This window comes from Bradyrhizobium sp. AZCC 1577 (assembly GCF_036924575.1).
Taxonomy (GTDB): Bacteria; Pseudomonadota; Alphaproteobacteria; order Rhizobiales; family Xanthobacteraceae; genus Bradyrhizobium.
Window position 1 is genome coordinate 4394251 of sequence record NZ_JAZHRQ010000001.1, and the last position, 17321, is coordinate 4411571.

The window sequence follows — 17321 nt, forward strand, 5'->3', positions numbered from 1 at the left end:
CCGTCTAAGCCGCATTTCGAGAGATTTCTTTTCATTAGGGGGCGCTGCCATGGCACGTTCAACAAAACCGCCGATTTTAGATACGATCGATCTCGAGCGCGAGATCGAAGAAGAGTTTCGCAAACTGCCGTCAGTTCGCGAATCCCAGCCGACCGACTACGCGCCGCCTTCCGTACGCGCTCCAGAGTTGGGGATGCCGGATTATGTGGAGCACAGCGACGGTGCCACGGAGATCGGCAAGTTGTCAGCGGAAGCTGTTGTCCGCGAATATGAAGCCGCCGCGAAGGACATCGAGGCCCTGGGCGTTGAGCTCATCGAGCAGGCCAGGCAGTGCGAGGCAATGACCCGCGAAGCGCTCGCAGTGACCGAAGAACTGAAGGAAACCGCGGCGCGCTACCGCGCGGAAGCCAAACGCGTCTTCCTTCAAATTGAGAGCTGCTCGTTGTTGACGGCGGAGGTACGCAAGATCTGCGAGGAAATGAAGGACAAGATCGCAGCTCCAGCCCTGGTCGAAACTAAAGCCGGGTAGTAAAGCCCGAGCCATCCAGGTACCGACGATGGTGCTCGCGCGCCCTAGCTAGCTTCGTTACAGGGGCCGGCGGCTGAATGTCGTCGGAACGATTAATCAGCTACTCTAATAGCTTCATGCGCATTCTGCCGCCTAATCGGATGGCTCGGCGCTGCCTATAACAAGCACACGAACCAACGCCGGGTCTGACAGCCTGCGTGTTGAAGCCAGTGGTGCGCCGCACCTATCGGGAAATTCGCGCTCATCGCTCCGCCAAGCGGCGCCTGCGCCATGCGGAATACAGGCGAGCGACAGAAACCCCATGAATGGAGTTCGACGTGAAGTTTCTCCGCACCACAATTGCATCGGTGTTCTTGATGGCATCGTCATTCGCACAAGCGCAGCAACCCAATGTCACGGGCAGGAGGCTGTCGCCAGAAGACGTGCGGCGGGTTGCTCCAGCTCTTGAGAAGTACACGCAGGAACGCCTTTACGGCGAGGTCTGGAAACGGCCCGGTCTGAGCCCGCGCGATCGAAGCATTGTCACGGTCGCCGCGCTCATCGCCCGCGAGCTGACCCTGCCGATGCCTCACTATTTCAATCAGGCGCTCGATAATGGCGTCAAGCCAGGCGAGCTTTCCGAGATCATTACCCATCTGGCGTTCTATTCGGGTTGGGCGAACGCCTTCGCGGCAATAGGACCCGCCAGGGACGTCTTTGCCCAGCGCGGAGTCGGACCCGATCAGCTCCCTCCCGTGTCGCCTCAGTCCCTGCCGCTAAACGAAGCCGCGGAGGCCGACCGCGTTGCACGGGTCGGGCAGCAGTTCGGCGCCACCTCTCCGGGACTCGTTCAACATACCACCGATGTCCTGTTCCGCGATCTATGGTTACGCCCGGACCTCGCACCACGTGACCGGAGTCTCGTGACCGTCAGCGCGCTGATCGCGTCGGGCCAGGTCGCGCAGGTGCCATACCATCTCAATCGGGCGATGGATAATGGCCTGACGCAAGAGCAGGCCGCCGAAGCGATCATGCATCTCGCCTATTATGCAGGTTGGCCCAACGCCTTCTCGGCGCTGCCGGTCGCGAAAGATGTCTTCGAGAAGCGTCCCCGTTGATTTGGGAGGCCGACATGAGCATTAAGCAGCCTCTAATTCTTAGGGCCGCGGTGCTGACGTTATGTCTGTGCGGGCCCGCGCTTACCCAGGAGACGCAAGGCCAATACGTACAGCTAGCAGAATTGGAAATCGATCCCGCTCAGTTGGAAAGCTACAAGGCTGCGGTTCTGGAGCAAATCGACGCTGCTATTCGCCTGGAGCCAGGAGTTCTGGTCTTATACGCCATGTCTGAAAAGGATAATCCCGCCAGCATCAGGGTTTTTGAAATCTATAGGGATGCGGATGCGTACAAGTCGCACTTGGAATCCGCTCATTTCAAAAAATATAAGGCCACGACGGAGAAGATGGTCAAGTCACTCAAACTTGTCCGGACGGACCCCCTTATGCTCGGCGCCAAGGCAAAGTGGAGGGCGACCGGTACGCCTCCTCTTGAACGCTGTTATCCCCGGTAGCGCAGCGCGTCGACCAGCAAGGCAAAGGCCGGTGAAGACTGACGGCGGTGAGGATAATAGAGGTGGTAGCCCGACCAAGGCGGGCACCACTCTTCAAGCACGCGCTTCAGGCGTCCCTTCGCGAGATAAGGCTGCGCAATATCCTCCGGCACGAAGCCTAGTCCAAGCCCGGCAGCGGCGGCATCCAGCACCTGGAAAATGCCGTTGAAGACGAGCTGGCCCTCGACGCGTACTTTCAGCTCGCGCCCGTCCTTCTCGAACTCCCAGGCATAAGTGCCGCCATAGGTCGGCAGGCGCAGGTTGATGCAGTTGTGATCGATCAGATCCTGCGGCGTTCGTGGGACTGCTCGTTTCGCAAAGTAGGATTTTGTGCCGACAACGGCGAAGCGGATGTCCGGTCCGATCCGCACCGCGATCATGTCCTTCGCAATCTGCTCGCCCCAGCGCACGCCGGCATCATGGCGCTCGGCAACGATATCCGTCAGGCCGTAGTCGATAACGATTTCGACCTTGATATCAGGGTAATCCGGCAGGAATTTCTGCAGCTTCGGCCAGAGGACCGACTTGATTGCGTGGTCCCCGGCCGTGATCCGCACGGTGCCAGCGGGCTTTTCCCGAAGTTCGCTCAAGGCCTCGAGCTCGGCTTCAATCTCCTCGAAGCGGGGTGCCACCGTCCGCACCAGCCGCTCACCCGCTTCGGTCAGCGAGACACTGCGGGTCGTGCGGGTGAGAAGCCGCACGCCAAGACGCTCTTCAATTTGACGGATCGTCTGGCTGAGAGCCGACTGCGACACGCCGAGCTTTCCAGCCGCCTTGGTAAAGCTTTGCTCCCGGGCGACGGCGATGAGGTAGCGAAGGTCGTCGAAGCTGCCGCGCGGCATTTATTGCACCACCTAATAAGTCCTTGCAGATTATAGGGACTAGTCGCGGCAGAGCCATGCCCTAATTGTCATCGTGGCCCGAGGCATCGGGCAACGCGATGCTTCCCGAAGCTGCGATCACATCGCACATGCTGCTCACCGATGAATCGTGTTCGGAGCCCGGGAACCGGTCAGGAGGTGGAGTAGTTATTCGATGCCCGCGGGGCGGCGCATAGGCCGCCGTCTGCATCAATCAGTGCTCAGCAAACCGGGAGGCAGCAATGGCGCTCGCGATCAAGGTCAACGGTACCATGCAGAGCGTCGATGTCGATAATGACGCGCCGCTGCTCTGGGTCCTGCGTGATGCGCTCGGCCTGGCCGGCACGAAGTTCGGCTGCGGTGTCGCACAATGCGGCGCCTGCACCGTGTTCGTGGATGGCAAGCCAATGCGCTCCTGTACCCTGCCGATCTCGGCGCTCGGCACCCGCGAGGTGACCACCATCGAGGGCGTCTCCGGGCGGGAAGCCGAGGCGGTACAGCAGGCCTGGATCGCGCGCGACGTGCCGCAATGCGGCTACTGCCAGTCAGGCCAGGTGATGAGCGCCGTCGCGCTCCTCAAGCAGGTCAAGAAACCGAGCGACCGCGACATCGATCTCGCAATGAACGGCAACGTCTGCCGCTGCGCCACCTACGTCCGCATCCGCGCCGCGATCCACGACGCCGCCCGCGCGCTGGAGGGCTGAGCCATGACGATCCACGATGCTGCGCTTTCACGCCGCGCGATGCTCAAGGGCGCCGCCGGCCTCGTCATCGGCCTTTATCTGCCCGAGATGGCGCGCGCGCAATCGGGCGCGGCGCACGCCTTCCGTCGCGCCGCCGGCGGCACTGATTTCGCGCCCAACGCCTTCATTCGCATCGGCGCGGACGATACGGTGACCGTACTGATCAAGCATATCGAGTTCGGCCAGGGTCCCTTCACCGGTCTCGCAACCCTTGTCGCCGAGGAGCTCGACGCCGACTGGTCGAAGGTGCGGGCCGAGCATGCGCCCTCCAACACCGACTTCTACAAGAATTTGGCCTTCGGCGTGCAGGGCACGGGCGGCTCCACCGCGATCGCCAATTCGTACGATCAGATGCGGAAGGCGGGCGCGACTGCGCGCGCCATGCTGGTCGCCGCCGCGGCGCAAAGCTGGGGCGTGCCGGCGCGGGAGATCACGGTCGAGCGCGGCGTGCTGCGCCATGCCGGGTCCGGTCGCGAGGGCCGCTTTGGGCAGTTCGCCGAGGCAGCTGCACGCCAGCCGGCCCCGGCCGACCCGCCGCTCAAGGACCCGTCCGCCTTCCGGTTGATCGGCCGCGACGACGGCTCGGTCAAGAAGCTCGACAGTGCCGCGAAATCCAACGGAACGGCGCAGTTCACGATCGACATGCGCGAACCCGGAATGCTTACCGTCGTCGTGGCGCACCCGCCGCGGTTCGGCGCCCGGGTCGCGTCCTTCGATGCGAGCGCGGCACGCGCGGTCCAGGGCGTGGTCGACGTCAAGCAGGTGCCGACCGGCGTGGCCGTCTACGCCAACGGCACCTGGCCGGCGATCAAGGGGCGCGAACAATTGCGCATCAGTTGGGACGAGTCGGCCGCCGAGAAGCGCAGCAGCGACCAGCTCATCGAGGAATACCGCGCGCTGGCACGCCGGCCTGGCCGCATTGCCGGCGCCCACGGAGACGCGATCACGACGCTCGCGCGCGCCGAGAGAATCATCGAAGCCGAATACGTTTTCCCCTATCTCGCGCACGCCCCCATGGAGCCGCTCGACGGCTTCCTGCGCTGGGACGGACAGCGCGCGCATGCCCGCTTCGGCAGCCAGTTGCAAACGCTCGATCACCAGGCGATCGCCAAGGTGCTTGGGCTCAAGCCGGAGCAGGTGGAATTGGAAACGATGCTCGCCGGCGGCAGTTTCGGGCGCCGGGCGCAGCAGACGAGTCATCTGGCGGCGGAATTGGCCGAGGTGGCGAAGGCGATCGGCCCTGGCCGGCCGGTGAAGCTCGTCTGGACGCGCGAGGACGACATCCGCGGCGGCTATTACCGTCCGCTCATCGTGCACCGCCTGCGCGGCGGCCTCCGTGATGGCAAGATCGTCGCCTGGACCGACACCGTCGTCAGCCAATCGATCTTGAAGGGTTCGCCCTTCGAGGCCGTGATGGCAAAGGGCGGCATCGACGCCACGTCGGTCGAGGGCGCGAAAGAAATTCCCTACGATATCGCCGATTTCCGCTGCGATCTGCACACGACGGATGTCGGCGTGCCGGTCCTGTGGTGGCGCTCCGTCGGCCATACGCACACCGGATATGCGGTCGAATGCTTCGTCGACGAACTCCTGCAGGCGACAGGGCAGGATCCGGTGGCGGGCCGGCTCGCCATGATGGGCAAGGCACCGCGCGAGGCTGGCGTGCTGCGCGCCGTGGCCGAGCTCGCGCAATGGTCCGGGCCCAGCCCGGTCAATGGCCGCGCCCGCGGCGTTGCCGTAGTGAAGAGCTTCGACAGCTACGTCGCCCAGATCGCCGAGGTTTCGGCCGGCGATGACGGCCCGCGCGTGCATAAGGTCTGGTGCGCCGTCGATTGCGGCGTGCCGGTCAATCCGGACGTGATCCGCGCGCAGATGGAAGGGGGCATCGGCTTCGGTGTCGGCGCGGCACTCTATGGCGAGGTGGCTCTCGACGAGGGCCGGCCGGTGCCGACGAATTTCGACACTTACCGCGTGCTGCGCATCCACGAGATGCCTCAGGTCGAGGTGCGCGTCGTCAACTCGACCGAGAAGCCGACGGGCGTCGGCGAGCCGGGCGTGCCACCGATCGGGCCCGCTGTTGCGAACGCAATGGCACGGCTCGGCCTCGGGCGGCCGCGCCGCCTGCCACTGGTGAGGGCGATCGCATGATGCGCGCACAGGCTTTCCTCGCGGCGGGCGTGGCCGCCGTCACGGTTCTGGTCGCGGGCGCGGTGGCGCAGACCACCCGCCAACAGACTACCGCGAAGGACTTGCGCCCCGTCTCGAGCTTCCAGAGCATCGCCGATCAACAGGCGCGTTCGATCGCGCTGTTCGAAGAGGCCGGCAAGGTGCTGCATCATCCGCGTTGTGTGAACTGCCACCCGGCGACCGAGCGACCGTTGCAGAGCGACGCGATGCGGCCGCATCAGCCGCTCGTGGTGCGCGGGGCCGACGGGCACGGCGTGCCCGGCATGACCTGCAACACCTGCCACCACACCGCGAATTTCGATGCCGCCCGCGTGCCCGGCCATCCGCAGTGGCACCTCGCCCCGGCGTCGATGGCTTGGGAGGGGCGCACGCTTGGCGAGATCTGCGCGCAGATCAAGGATCCGAACCGCAACGGCGGCAAGGACATGGCCGCGCTCCTTCACCACATGGCGGAGGACTCGCTCGTGGGCTGGGGCTGGTCGCCCGGCCCGGGCCGCGAGCCAGCGCCGGGCACGCAGGCCGCGTTCGGCGCCTTGCTGCGGGCCTGGGCTGATACTGGCGCACATTGCCCGCCCTCATGAGGCCGAGGTATTAGCGCCGTGTGCCGCCAGGAATGTCCCTGCGAGTCTTGGCTTATCAAAAGCGTTTCGCATCGGTCGTCGAAACTCCCGCGCGCAATTATTGCTCCAGCTTATAGGTCCTTGCGGATCCTAGCGGCTAGTCGCGCCAGAGCCATTTTCTAATCTGCCATCATCGCCGCGGGGCATCCACAGCGGACGCCGCAACCATTCGGAACGCCTGATGATCACTCGCAGAGGCATGCTTGGCTCGACCTGCGGCATTGCGGCCGTGGCATTCACCGGCGTCGCCGCGGTCCAGCCCATGGCTGCCGCCACACAAGGAAGGACCGGAGCCATGCAGATCACACGATCCGGCTCGCAACCATCCCGCAAGGGAGAGGCGAAGTACTTCACGGGGAATGTACGGATCGATCCACTTTTCCAGGCGCCAGATCCTGCGCGCGCCGGCGCGGGAACCGTCACGTTCGAGCCGGGAGCCCGCACTGCCTGGCACACGCATCCGCTCGGTCAGACGCTCATCATCACTGCGGGGGTCGGCTGGGTCCAGGGCGAGAACGGCCCGGTCGAGGAGGTGCGGTCCGGCGACGTGGTGTGGATCGCGCCGAACCTCAAGCATTGGCACGGCGCGACGCCGACCACGGCGATGACTCATATCGCGGTCAACGAATTGCAGGATGGCAAGAACGTCGACTGGCTGGAGCACGTCACCGACGAACAATACCGAAGATGAGCTCGTCAGGCTGCGAGCGCCGCGCAATCAAGGCTCTGCTGCGAACTGATAGCTGGGTCACCGTGCATCGCGCTAACGTTAGCGGGCTATCCTTTAGTCCGCCGTCCTTTCCTGCAATCGTTGCGCATAGACGTTGATCACCAGCGCGGCCAGCAGGATCAGGCCGCGGATTAGAATCTTCAGGAAACTGTCGATGTTGACGTGATCGAGCCCGTTGTTGAGGACGCCGAGCACGAACAGGCCGACGATGGTGTTGCCGATGCCGCCGCGGCCGCCAAAGAGACTAGTGCCGCCGACCACGACGGCGGCGATTGAATCCAGAAGATAGGTGTCGAACTCGTTCTGCTGCGCGCTGCCGAAATGGGCGACGCCGAGCATGCCGCCGATGCCGGCGCAGACGGCTGATATCACCATGACGCTGCCGAGGATGAGCTTGACGTTGAGGCCGGAATATTCGGCGGCCTCGCGATTTCCCCCGACCATGTAAACGTAGCGGCCGAAGCGGGTATAGGTCAGCACCAGATGGCCGCCGAGCAGCATCAAGGCCGCCACGATCACGATCCAGGGAATCCCGCCGATCGATGTCGACCCGAGCGTCGTGACCAGCGGAGGGACCTTGTAGGCGATCTGCCCGCGCACCAGGAGCGCCGAGATGCCGGCCGCGATCTGCATCATCGCCAGCGTCATGATGAAGGAGGGGATGCCGATCACCGTCAGGCCGAACGCGTTGACGAGGCCGAGCAGGGCGCAGAGCGCCAGCGCCAAGAGGATGGCGGCCCATCCGGGCATCGGCACGTTGGCGATGTTGACGTAGGATTCCTGCAGCGTGAAATAGGCGACTGCAATGCCGGTGACGTTGGCGATGGCGGCAATCGAGAGGTCGATTTCAGCGCAGAGAATCACGAAGGTGAGGCCGACGGCGATGATGCCGGTGACCGATATCTGGGTGAGGATGTTGCCGAGATTGTCGAGCGTTGCAAACGAGGGGCTGGCGGCGGCGAAGAAGCCGAACAGGCAGATCAGCGTCAGGAACGGCGCGATGTTGCGCATCTGGGAGCGCAGCATCACAGCGAGCCGGTGCGGGCGTTTGCGATCGGAAGCGGGGACTCTCACGCTTTCACCTGAAGTCATGTCGGTCTCCTCACGCCGCTTCGAGCAGGCGGTCCTTGCTGATCCGTTCGTTGGAAAATTCGCGCACCACTGCGCCGCGCTTGAGCACGATGATGCGGTCGGCAAGCGACAGCACCGTCTCCGGCTCGGTGGAGAGCACGATGACGGCGAGCCCCTTGGCGCGCAAATCCCTGACGATATGGATGACGTCGTCCTTGGCGCCGACATCCATGCCGCGGGTCGGTTCGCACAGCACCAATAGCCGCGGCGGATAGCTCAACCACTTCGCCAGCGCGACCTTCTGCTGATTGCCGCCCGAGAGCATGCCGAGATCGAGTTCGACCGCGGCGGGCCGGATCCGCAACTGGTCGACCTGGCGCGCGGCGATCTCGCGTTCGCGCGAGGGCTTCAGCAGCAGGGATGAAATGCGGTCGAGGACGCTGATCGAGATGTTCTTGTAGACCGGCTCCTGGTGGAACAGCATGTCGCGCCGGCTCTCGGGCACAAAGGCGATGCCGGCGCGGCGCGCGCCGGCCGTGCTGCGGAAGGCTTTTTGTTCTCCGGCGATCGCCAGCGAGCCCTGGTCGGGTTTGAGCTTGCCGAACAGGATCCGCGCCAGTTCGAGCTGCCCGCACCCCATAAAACCGTAGATGCCCAGCACTTCGCCGGCGCGGACGTCGAACGAAACGTCGCGCAGGCTGCGGGCGAGCGACAGCCCGCTCGCGTTCAGCACCACCGGCTTCTCGGCGGGCGGCGGCAGCATGATGTCATGCGTGTAGGTCTCCTCCAGCGCCTCGCGGCCATGGCCGATCATGGCCTCGATCAACGCGGGCTTGTTGGTATCGGCGGCCCTCGCCTCGGCGACCTTCCTGCCGTTGCGGAACACCGTTACGACGTCGGAGACGCGCAGGATATCCTCGATGAAATGCGAAATGAAGACAATGCTGGTGCCTTCGTCGCGCAGCCGCTTCAGGGTCGCGAACAGGCGCTCCACTTCCGGCGGGGACAGCGCCGAGGTCGGCTCGTCGAGGATGATGATGCGGGCGCCGGAGAACAGCACGCGGGCGATCTCGATCAGTTGCTGCAGGCCGATCGGCAGGTCGCCGAGCCGCGACATCGGATCGACGGCGATGCCGAAACGTTTGAGTTGCTCGCCGGCCTCGCGTGCCATGCGCCGCCACTGTACGAAACCAAAACGGTTGGTCGGCTGGTTGCCGAGAAACACGTTCTCGGCCACCGACAGATCTGGCGCCACGCTCAGTTCCTGATGCACCATCGCGATACCCGCCGCATGCGCGTCGCGCACCGATCGAAATCGGGTTTCCCCGCCGTCCAGGATAAAGCGGCCGGAAAAATCGGCATGCACGCCGGCGATGATCTTCATCAGCGTGCTTTTGCCCGCGCCGTTCTCGCCGACGAGACCATGGATCTCGCCGGGAGAAAGCGCAAAATCGACACCACGAAGGGCTTCGACGCCGCCGAAGGCCTTCGTGATCTCTTGCAGTTCGAGGATGGGCTTAAGTCCCACGGGCATGCTGACTCAGATCAGGAAATGGTCCTCCATCCATTGCATGCCGGCGGCATTGGCCTTTGTTACGACCGGGCCGTCGGTGATGACGTGCTTTGGAATACCCTGTCCGCTCTTCTCGCCCGCGGTTACCGCGGCGACGCCGGCAATGATGGCGCCGCCGTGGATGCGGCAGGAGGGATTGCGGACGGTCGCGAACATGCGGCCTTCGCTCACCGCCTGGATCGCCGGCGGCATGGCGTCGACGCCGCCGATCAGGATGTTGGTGCGGTTGCGCGCCTTCATGATGTTGTAGGCGGCCAGCGCCATGTCGTCATTGTGGAAGAAGGCCGCGTCGATCTGCGGGTGCTTTGTCAGATAGGTCTCCCACAGCCGCGCCGTCTTCGAGACGTCCCAATCCGCGGGCTGAGTGTCCAGCACCTCGATGTTCGGGAATTGCTTCACCACCGTGTTAAAGCCCTTGGCGCGGCCCTGCGCGCCGGTATGGCCGAGCGCGCCCTGCGTCATGATGATCTTGCCCTTGCCGCCCATGGCATTGCACAGCGCCTGGGTCACCGAAGCGCCCATGAATTCATTGTCGGGCGCCAGGAACGAATGAACCTTGATCTGATCGAGCGGCGCGATCAGCGTGTCCATGTCGATCACGGGAATGCCGGCATCGATCATCTTCTGCACGGGCTGGGTCAGCGTGCCGATGCCGAATGCCTGGATGGCGACGAAATCCCATTTTTGCGACGCCATGTTATCGATCGCCGCGCGCTGCTTGACCGCGTCGAGCTGGCCGTCGAACCAGGTGACTTCGACGTTGAACAGCTTGCCCCACCATTCCGCCGCCTGCTTGCCCTGGGCGCACCAGGTCGCCTGCAGGCCAGCATTGGAGAACGCAGCCTTCAACGGTTTCTCTGAACGGGCGGCTGCCGCCAGCGCTGGATTAATACCCAGTCCCCCGAGCAGGGCGGTGGCTGCGCCAGCCGCGCCCGCGGCCTGAAGAAGGTCGCGCCTGGTCGTTGCCGTTTTGTCAGTTCCGGACATCGTTTGCTCCCTCGCTTGTCGTTTGTTATGGCCGTCGGCGTCGATTGCACGCACCGCGGATCGAGGCAGTCTTTCACACTCGGCGCGTTTGCGCCACCGAATGACTTGATCGCCGGCACTAGGACGTCCAGGGAATCGTTTCGGCCAATCGGCCGTGGTCAGGGCTGGCTATTTTCACACTGCGCTGCAACGAGGCCATCGATCTCGCCGAGCAATTTCCGCCATGCCGAGTCGATCTCGTCGGACCAGTCCGCTCCGACGATGTCGCGGAGCGTCTGCGCAATGATGCCGAAGAACGCGACGAACAATTCCCGCGGCGTGCCGTAAGCATCGTGTGATGAAACTTCCGATGCGATCAGGCGGAAATGCCCGCTACGCTCGCCGGCAAAGTCCAAGATGGCATCGATCGTGAAGGCCAGCATCGAGCCCTTGACGAGTTCGCTGCCCTCAGTCCGAAACATCGTCCGCGCTTCGGGATGCGCCTCGAACAGGCGGTGATAGACCACCGGCGTCAGATCTTCGCAGCGCTCGGCGGCCAGTTCAAAACTTCGCTCGATCGGATTTGACGATGCCGTCATTGTCGTTTGCGATCGTAGCGAAAAAAAAGAGCAGGGCACCAAGCCCTGCTCAAAAATTGTGTCGACCCTTAATTTCCTCGAAAAGTGAGATTTGCTCTTGATTGTCGAGGCGACGCTGCTTGTGCGCGTCAGGGCTCCTCCCGAGACTTGGACCACCAAGCTTTGCCTGTCGGCAAGCCTGAGCCCGAATTGGTAGACCATCTTTTTCGTCTTGTCACCAATTTCGGCAACGTTTGTTCAAAATTCCAGCACTCTGCGAAATGATTGGGAATTTACGACTGAAGGTTGTGGATTTAGCTCCAATTCGCCCGGGGCTTGGTATCGGGGTAAGGCGCCCTCCAAATGATGCAAAACGCGTCGCTTTTCGCCAGCATCTCTCCTTGAAGCTGCAACATAGTTCCAGGAACCTGATCTCGACTTCGGACTCCAAGGGTGATTAAGGTCTGAAGCGGATGGGTTTGCGATGCGCCGACGGCTGAAGAATTTTCTGCCAATTGTCCTGATTGCTCTGGTGGTGCAGATTTTTGCACCGATCGGCGCATGCTGGGCGGCGAGCATCGCGGCCTCCGATCCGCTCGCTGGCGCCATCATTTGCCATGGCAATGGCGCCCCCGATGCCGGGCAGGCTGACCAAGCCAACCATCGCGCCCATGACGGATGCTGTTCGGTTTGCAGCGTGCTGCAGACAGGTGCGCCGGTCCACGTGCCGCAGACTGCGGCGATCGACGTCGATCGGGTTGCCGAGCAGGTGGCTTGGTTCGACTTTGCTTTCCGGTTGACAAACGCTCGCGCCGGCAGCCACGCGCAGGCGCGCGCGCCTCCTTCCATTTCCTGACCTCACTTGACCTTCGTCAAATGGTGCGGCCGCGGCCGTGCCAGTTCGTTCAATTGAGCAAGCCAGTCAAAGCGCTGGCGTCAGGAATGTCTTATGTACCCCCATCGTGTTTTGGGAAGCGCGAGCCTGCTTGTGCTTGGTAGTGCGCTATCCCTCACGCCGTCGAACGCGACCGCCCAGACGGCGTTGCCGGCGGTGACCGTCGACGCGCCGCGCGCGGCGACCGCCAGACCTGCGGCCCGAAAGCCGGCCGTTCGCGCGTCTGCCCGGACGCAGGTAAGGCCACCTGCGGCCAACCCAGCGCCTTCAGCGTCGCTAACCGCGGGCATTACCCCGAGCGTGGCGCGCGCGCTGCTTTACCAGGCGCCGAATGGCCAGACCGAGACGACCATCGATCGTAGCCAGTTCGACAACCGGCCGTCGTTCTCCGTGGCCGACGTGCTGCGCGAGAGCCCGGGTATCTCGGTGAAACAGGGCAACGGGCCGCGCGATATCGGCATCTCGATCCGCGGTTCCAACGCCCGAAACGGCTTTGCCATCCGCAACCTCGTGATCTTTGACGACGGCTTTCCGGTCACGCAGCCGGACGGGCTTTCCCGCAGCGACCTGATCGATCCCAAGGCCTATGGCGCGATCGATGTCATTCGAGGACCGTCGTCAGCGCTCTTTGGCAATTTTGCCACCGGCGGCGCGCTCAACTTCCGCACCCGCCCGGGGCGTACCATCGACGGGGTCGAATACGGCGTCGATGGCGGCAGCTTCGGCTATCTCAATAACTATCTCGCCGCGGGCAAGAAGGTCGGCAATTTCGAGTATTCGTTGTTCGCCAGCGACGCGCGCGGCGACGGCTTTATCCAGAATAGCTGGTTCAATACCCAGACGGTGAATTTTTTAGGCACGTTGCAGGCCACGCCCGATGACCGCTTCACCGTCAAGTTCATCAACAACAATCTCGATACAAGGCTGCCGCTCCGGCTGTCGCTCAACCAGTATTATCAGAACCCGTTCCAGGAGGGATGCGACATGGCGAGCGTCGCCGGCTGCGCCTCAGTTAACCTCCTCAACAACGGCTTCAACGGCACAAGGACTGCGATCACGGCCATCCAGGCCGGGCTCGGCCGCGAAGATCGCCGCACCATCGTCGGCGGTAGATGGGAGCACGACTTCGACAACACGACCACCTGGCGCAACCAGTTCGTGTTCGACGATCGCAATATCAGCCAGCCGACGGGAGCGACCAGCGCGATCGGCGATTTCCCGTCGTATAACTACATGAGCGACGTCACCAAGCGCGGCGAAATCCTCGGCATGGAATCGACGACATATTTCGGCGCGTTCTACAACACGCTGACCGCGTCAAGCGACTCACGCCACGTCATGCCGGGAGGCAATGCGAAGCTCGGCCTTCTGCAAAGCAATACCTGGAGCGACACCACGAACTATGGCGTTCGCGCTCGCGAGGAATTGAAGCTGACGCCGCAATTAACCGCTATTGCCGGCATCGGATGGGAAACCACGCATCTGAAGGGGATCAATTCCGCGTACAATTACGGAAACTCGCCGATTCCGATGCCGACGATCACCACGACGACCGCCGATCGGCAATTTCAGAACACCGCGCCCGAGCTCGCGTTGCTCTACAAGCTGAATCCCGAATGGCTGTTCCGCGCGCGCGTCGCCACCGGCTACGGCACCCCGCAGGTCGGAAATCTCTTCGTCCTCCCGAACGGCCAGAACGGCAACAATACACAGCTAAAGACGCAGCAGAACGTCGGTTACGACATCGGATTCGATTGGACGCCGAATAACGCGCTCAAATTCAGCGCGACCGGCTTCTACGAATTCTTCAAAAACGAGCTGGTCTCGCAAGCCACCCAGGTCGGCGCGCCCAATGCAAGCTTCACGTTCAACGCCCCGAAATCCGAACATCGCGGCGTAGAGCTGGCCGCCGACTGGAAGTTCTACCCCGGCTGGCGTTTCACGGCCGCCTACACCTATCTCGACGAGGTCTATACAGAATACACCGAGAATATCGTCAACGGCGCGACGTTCAGCTTCAACCGTGCAGGTAACAAGATTCCCGGCATCTCGCCGCACGAACTGACGGCGCGTCTTGGCTATGAGCAGATGTGGGGGCCGCTTGCCGGCCTCGGAGCATTCGTAGAAGTCCAGTGGAAGGATTCGTTCTACATGGACAACGCCAATCTCTTGAAGGCGCCCGGTTACGAACTGGTCAATCTCAACGTGCACTACAATACGGACCTCAAGTCCGACTACTTCAAGTCATTGAGCATGTATGTCGAAGTCAGGAACGTGTTCGACCGGACCTATGTGGCTTCAGCGAACAACATCGCAAATTCGGTGACGGCAGGCGGTATCCAGAATCCCGCCAGCGTATTGGCGAATACGACCGGCTCGATCTACGCGGGTTCCCCGCGTGCGTTCATCGCCGGAATGAAGCTGGCGTTCAAATGACCGGACAACAACGCAGGAGGAGTAAAGCCATGCTGCGAATGAGCCTGCTCGCGATGCTCGCCCTCTCGCTTTGCCAAAGTGCAGCGCAAGCGCAAATGAGCCATCATCAGCACGCCTCGGAAGCGGCGTGCGAGGAGACAGCCTTGCGCTGTGCGTCGAAGGTCATGCCGGCCTTCGCGCCGGACGGAACGCTGTGGCTCGCCTGGATGGCGGGAGGCCAGATATCGGTCGCGAGTTCGAAGGATCAGGGGCGCAGCTTTTCGACGCCGGTTCAGGTGACCAAAGAAAAGCTCAACCTCGATTGGGGTCCGGATGCGCGTCCGCAGATCGTCATCGAAAAGAACGGCGGCATTGCGCTGGCGTTTTCGCGCTTCCGGGACAAGGCGTTCAATGGTCAGGTGCTGACCACGAGGTCGACCGATGGCGGCCAGAGCTTTTCCGAGTTGCGGCCGATTACCTCAAGCAACGAGAGCCAGCGCTTTGTCGCGCTCGGCCTCGATGCTGACGGTTCGGTGTTTGCGGCCTGGATCGACAAGCGCAACCGGGTGCCTGCGCGTGAGGAGGGCAGGAAATATGAAGGGGCAGGGCTGTTCTTCGCATCATCGAAGGATGGCGGCGCGACCTATTCCGAGACGCACCTCGCAGCCGACAACACCTGCGAATGCTGCCGGCTCGGCCTGGCGTTCGCGGGCCCGGGCCGTCCCGTGGTGGTGTTCAGGAATATCTTCGAAGGCGGTGTGCGGGATCACGCGATCATGACGTTCGCCGATCCTGCGACGCCGGGCGAGGCTCGCCGCGTCAGCAACGACGATTGGCAGATTGCCGCGTGCCCGCATCACGGGCCAAGTCTTTCGATCTCGCCCGCCGGCACTCACCACGTGACGTGGTACACCAACGGCAAGATGCGCAAGGGGCTGTTCTATGCCCGCTCGCAAGACCAGGGGCGCACGTTTTCCGATCCGCTTCCGCTCGGCCGTTCCGACCGCAATCCCACGCGGCCCTATGTGCTTGCCGGCCCGCGCGGCGCCACCATGGTCTGGAAAGAGTTCAATGGCGAGAAAACCGCGGTCAACGCAATGACGTCGCATGATGAGGGCAAGAGCTGGTCAAAGCCGGTCGTGATCGCCACGACGACTGATACGTCTGACCACCCATTGCTGGTCAGTGACGGGCAGAAGGTCTACCTTTCGTGGATGACCAAGGCCGACGGCTATCGCCTTCTACCGATCGGAGACGGTTCATGAAACGCCTCCTGCTCGCCGTCATATTCCTCGTTGCCTGTCTGGGCGCCGCGCCCGGCGCCGAGATGCCGTCCGAGCTCACGCTCAAGCCGTTCGTGCGGGGAAGCTGGCAGAACGTGCTGCGTGCGCACGCCGGACGTCCGACGCTGGTGCATTTCTGGGGCGTCACCTGCGGTCCTTGCAAGGTCGAATTGCCGCTGCTCGGACAATTCATGAAGGACCATTCCGAGATCGACGTTGTGATGGTCAGTGCCGACCTTGTTCCGAATCTGGACCGCGCAACGCGCGCGATGCTGGAGAAGGCCGGGCTGGGATCGGCGGAGAACTGGATTTTCAGCGACGGCTTCGTCGAACGCCTTCGGTTTGAGATTGATCCAGCCTGGCAGGGTGATATCCCGCGCACGCTCCTGATTGGGCGGGATGGAACCGTGACCACGATCGAAGGTTCGGCAGAAATACCGGACCTCGAAAAATGGTTGGTTCAGCAAAAGGCCGCGAAGAAATAAGGACGCAATCCCGCTATTGTGAACATGAACGTTGCATTCTCACGTTAATGCAACGGCGGCCTCGGCCGTCCGTTGTTTGGCGGCCATACTTCAGAAATCGAAAGACATCCGATGAAACCTGTCTTGCCATTGTTCGCCTTCGCCACCCTGTTTGCTCTCCTGGGCACGCCCGCACACGCCCAGGAGGTCAAGGCCGGAGACCTCGTCATCAAGCAAGCCTGGAGCCGCGCTACGCCGAGCGGTGCAAAAATCGCCGGCGGCTATCTCACGGTCGAAAACAAGGGCAGCGCGCCGGACAAGCTCGTCGGCGGCTCGGGCGATGACATCGGCAAGGTCGAAATTCACGAGATGGCGATGAACAACGGCGTCATGACGATGCGGCCGCTCGACAAGGGCCTGCCGATCGAGCCGGGCAAGACCGTCAAGCTCGCGCCGGGCGGCTATCATCTGATGCTGATGGATCTCAAGCAGCCCTTCAAGCAGGGCGACAAGGTGCCGGTCACCCTCGAATTCGAGAAGGCGGGAAAGGTGACGTTGTCGCTCGACGTGCAGGGCGTCGGTGCGCAGGGGCCATCCGGCGGTGAAATGAAGCACGATCATTCCGGGATGAAGAAATAGCGAGCGGCTTGTGTAGATGGGGTAACGGGCCCCGGTCCGCCTTCCAGGCAAGCCGCGCTTGCTACGGCGCTGTTGGGTAGCGCGCTTCGCGCGGCGTGCCTGGAAGGCGGGCGGTCGTCCCTCACATTGATGGTGTTACGGAGTCAGAGGGATGAGCCTCGCTCCAAGCATCAGGGAGAG

General features: G+C 62.8%; 17 protein-coding genes. 12 read left to right on the forward strand and 5 right to left on the reverse strand.

The window, feature by feature from the left end; translation table 11 throughout:
* Window positions 1-49 precede the first annotated feature (49 nt).
* The 3 genes from V1278_RS20780 (at window position 50) to V1278_RS20790 (ending at window position 2078) form a co-directional block, all read left to right on the forward strand.
* Window positions 50-529 (forward strand): hypothetical protein, encoded by a 480-nt coding sequence (locus V1278_RS20780; RefSeq protein WP_334382058.1) that lies wholly within the window; start codon window positions 50-52, stop codon window positions 527-529.
* A 305-nt stretch (window positions 530-834) separates the two neighbouring features.
* Window positions 835-1626 carry a carboxymuconolactone decarboxylase family protein gene (locus tag V1278_RS20785; protein ID WP_334382059.1) on the forward strand — a complete coding sequence of 264 codons (792 nt, stop codon included), beginning with the start codon at window positions 835-837 and terminating at the stop codon, window positions 1624-1626.
* A gap of 14 nt (window positions 1627-1640) precedes the next feature.
* Entirely contained in the window at window positions 1641-2078 is a 438-nt protein-coding gene (locus V1278_RS20790; RefSeq protein WP_334382060.1) for a putative quinol monooxygenase, read from the forward strand.
* On the opposite strand, the gene V1278_RS20795 is transcribed toward V1278_RS20790, so the two are convergent.
* Complete coding sequence (locus V1278_RS20795; RefSeq protein WP_334382061.1) at window positions 2066-2959, reverse strand: LysR family transcriptional regulator; 894 nt, start codon at window positions 2957-2959, stop codon at window positions 2066-2068. The two genes, V1278_RS20790 and V1278_RS20795, sit on opposite strands and share 13 nt — an antisense overlap.
* Before the next feature lie 260 nt (window positions 2960-3219).
* Here V1278_RS20795 and V1278_RS20800 point away from each other — a divergent pair, with 260 nt between their 5' ends.
* From V1278_RS20800 to V1278_RS20815, 4 genes are all read left to right on the forward strand, one after another.
* The gene (locus V1278_RS20800) at window positions 3220-3681 is read left to right on the forward strand and encodes a (2Fe-2S)-binding protein (protein ID WP_275186306.1); all 462 of its coding nucleotides are present in this window, start codon (window positions 3220-3222) and stop codon (window positions 3679-3681) included.
* A 3-nt stretch (window positions 3682-3684) separates the two neighbouring features.
* Window positions 3685-5868, forward strand: a complete 2184-nt coding sequence (locus V1278_RS20805; protein WP_334382062.1) for a xanthine dehydrogenase family protein molybdopterin-binding subunit — start codon at window positions 3685-3687, stop codon at window positions 5866-5868.
* The gene (locus V1278_RS20810; protein ID WP_442893752.1) at window positions 5865-6488 is read left to right on the forward strand and encodes an Isoquinoline 1-oxidoreductase subunit; all 624 of its coding nucleotides are present in this window, start codon (window positions 5865-5867) and stop codon (window positions 6486-6488) included. The genes V1278_RS20805 and V1278_RS20810 overlap by 4 nt, the downstream gene beginning before the upstream one ends.
* 334 nt (window positions 6489-6822) lie before the next feature.
* A complete protein-coding gene (locus V1278_RS20815; RefSeq protein WP_334384224.1) occupies window positions 6823-7218 on the forward strand; it encodes a (R)-mandelonitrile lyase in 396 nt (131 codons plus the stop codon).
* Window positions 7219-7311: 93 nt separating this feature from the next.
* Here V1278_RS20815 and V1278_RS20820 read toward each other — a convergent pair whose 3' ends face one another.
* The 4 genes from V1278_RS20820 to V1278_RS20835 all read right to left on the reverse strand — a co-directional run bounded on the left by V1278_RS20820 (window position 7312) and on the right by V1278_RS20835 (window position 11466).
* The gene (locus V1278_RS20820) at window positions 7312-8349 is read right to left on the reverse strand and encodes an ABC transporter permease (RefSeq protein WP_334382063.1); all 1038 of its coding nucleotides are present in this window, start codon (window positions 8347-8349) and stop codon (window positions 7312-7314) included.
* Window positions 8350-8359: 10 nt separating this feature from the next.
* Window positions 8360-9862, reverse strand: a complete 1503-nt coding sequence (locus V1278_RS20825; protein ID WP_334382064.1) for a sugar ABC transporter ATP-binding protein — start codon at window positions 9860-9862, stop codon at window positions 8360-8362.
* Window positions 9863-9868: 6 nt separating this feature from the next.
* Window positions 9869-10888, reverse strand: a complete 1020-nt coding sequence (locus V1278_RS20830) for a sugar ABC transporter substrate-binding protein (RefSeq protein ID WP_334362966.1) — start codon at window positions 10886-10888, stop codon at window positions 9869-9871.
* Between the two features lie 158 nt (window positions 10889-11046).
* On the reverse strand, window positions 11047-11466 hold the full coding sequence (locus V1278_RS20835) for a globin (protein WP_334382065.1): 420 nt from the start codon (window positions 11464-11466) through the stop codon (window positions 11047-11049).
* A gap of 463 nt (window positions 11467-11929) precedes the next feature.
* Here V1278_RS20835 and V1278_RS20840 point away from each other — a divergent pair, with 463 nt between their 5' ends.
* From V1278_RS20840 to V1278_RS20860, 5 genes are all read left to right on the forward strand, one after another.
* Window positions 11930-12301 (forward strand): DUF2946 domain-containing protein, encoded by a 372-nt coding sequence (locus tag V1278_RS20840; RefSeq protein ID WP_334382066.1) that lies wholly within the window; start codon window positions 11930-11932, stop codon window positions 12299-12301.
* 93 nt (window positions 12302-12394) lie between these two features.
* Window positions 12395-14776, forward strand: a complete 2382-nt coding sequence (locus tag V1278_RS20845; RefSeq protein ID WP_334382067.1) for a TonB-dependent receptor family protein — start codon at window positions 12395-12397, stop codon at window positions 14774-14776.
* Between the two features lie 29 nt (window positions 14777-14805).
* Window positions 14806-16020 (forward strand): sialidase family protein, encoded by a 1215-nt coding sequence (locus V1278_RS20850; RefSeq protein WP_334382068.1) that lies wholly within the window; start codon window positions 14806-14808, stop codon window positions 16018-16020.
* Window positions 16017-16523 carry a TlpA family protein disulfide reductase gene (locus V1278_RS20855; protein ID WP_334382069.1) on the forward strand — a complete coding sequence of 169 codons (507 nt, stop codon included), beginning with the start codon at window positions 16017-16019 and terminating at the stop codon, window positions 16521-16523. Before V1278_RS20850 ends, V1278_RS20855 begins: the two co-directional genes overlap by 4 nt.
* Window positions 16524-16634: 111 nt before the next feature.
* Window positions 16635-17141, forward strand: coding sequence for a copper chaperone PCu(A)C (locus V1278_RS20860; RefSeq protein WP_334362960.1), 507 nt, complete (start codon window positions 16635-16637; stop codon window positions 17139-17141).
* Window positions 17142-17321 lie beyond the last annotated feature (180 nt).

Bases quoted from the DNA above. Each gene is read 5' to 3' on its own strand.
- V1278_RS20795 (WP_334382061.1), bottom strand. From the start codon at position 2,959: ATGCCGCGCGGCAGCTTCGACGACCTTCGCTACCTCATCGCCGTCGCC.
- V1278_RS20820 (WP_334382063.1), bottom strand. From the start codon at position 8,349: ATGACTTCAGGTGAAAGCGTGAGAGTCCCCGCTTCCGATCGCAAACGC.
- V1278_RS20860 (WP_334362960.1), top strand. From the start codon at position 16,635: ATGAAACCTGTCTTGCCATTGTTCGCCTTCGCCACCCTGTTTGCTCTC.
- V1278_RS20790 (WP_334382060.1), top strand. From the start codon at position 1,641: ATGAGCATTAAGCAGCCTCTAATTCTTAGGGCCGCGGTGCTGACGTTA.
- V1278_RS20800 (WP_275186306.1), top strand. From the start codon at position 3,220: ATGGCGCTCGCGATCAAGGTCAACGGTACCATGCAGAGCGTCGATGTC.
- V1278_RS20815 (WP_334384224.1), top strand. From the start codon at position 6,823: ATGCAGATCACACGATCCGGCTCGCAACCATCCCGCAAGGGAGAGGCG.
- V1278_RS20850 (WP_334382068.1), top strand. From the start codon at position 14,806: ATGCTGCGAATGAGCCTGCTCGCGATGCTCGCCCTCTCGCTTTGCCAA.
- V1278_RS20830 (WP_334362966.1), bottom strand. From the start codon at position 10,888: ATGTCCGGAACTGACAAAACGGCAACGACCAGGCGCGACCTTCTTCAG.
- V1278_RS20845 (WP_334382067.1), top strand. From the start codon at position 12,395: ATGTACCCCCATCGTGTTTTGGGAAGCGCGAGCCTGCTTGTGCTTGGT.
- V1278_RS20840 (WP_334382066.1), top strand. From the start codon at position 11,930: ATGCGCCGACGGCTGAAGAATTTTCTGCCAATTGTCCTGATTGCTCTG.
- V1278_RS20785 (WP_334382059.1), top strand. From the start codon at position 835: ATGGAGTTCGACGTGAAGTTTCTCCGCACCACAATTGCATCGGTGTTC.
- V1278_RS20810 (WP_442893752.1), top strand. From the start codon at position 5,865: ATGATGCGCGCACAGGCTTTCCTCGCGGCGGGCGTGGCCGCCGTCACG.
- V1278_RS20780 (WP_334382058.1), top strand. From the start codon at position 50: ATGGCACGTTCAACAAAACCGCCGATTTTAGATACGATCGATCTCGAG.
- V1278_RS20825 (WP_334382064.1), bottom strand. From the start codon at position 9,862: ATGCCCGTGGGACTTAAGCCCATCCTCGAACTGCAAGAGATCACGAAG.
- V1278_RS20855 (WP_334382069.1), top strand. From the start codon at position 16,017: ATGAAACGCCTCCTGCTCGCCGTCATATTCCTCGTTGCCTGTCTGGGC.
- V1278_RS20805 (WP_334382062.1), top strand. From the start codon at position 3,685: ATGACGATCCACGATGCTGCGCTTTCACGCCGCGCGATGCTCAAGGGC.
- V1278_RS20835 (WP_334382065.1), bottom strand. From the start codon at position 11,466: ATGACGGCATCGTCAAATCCGATCGAGCGAAGTTTTGAACTGGCCGCC.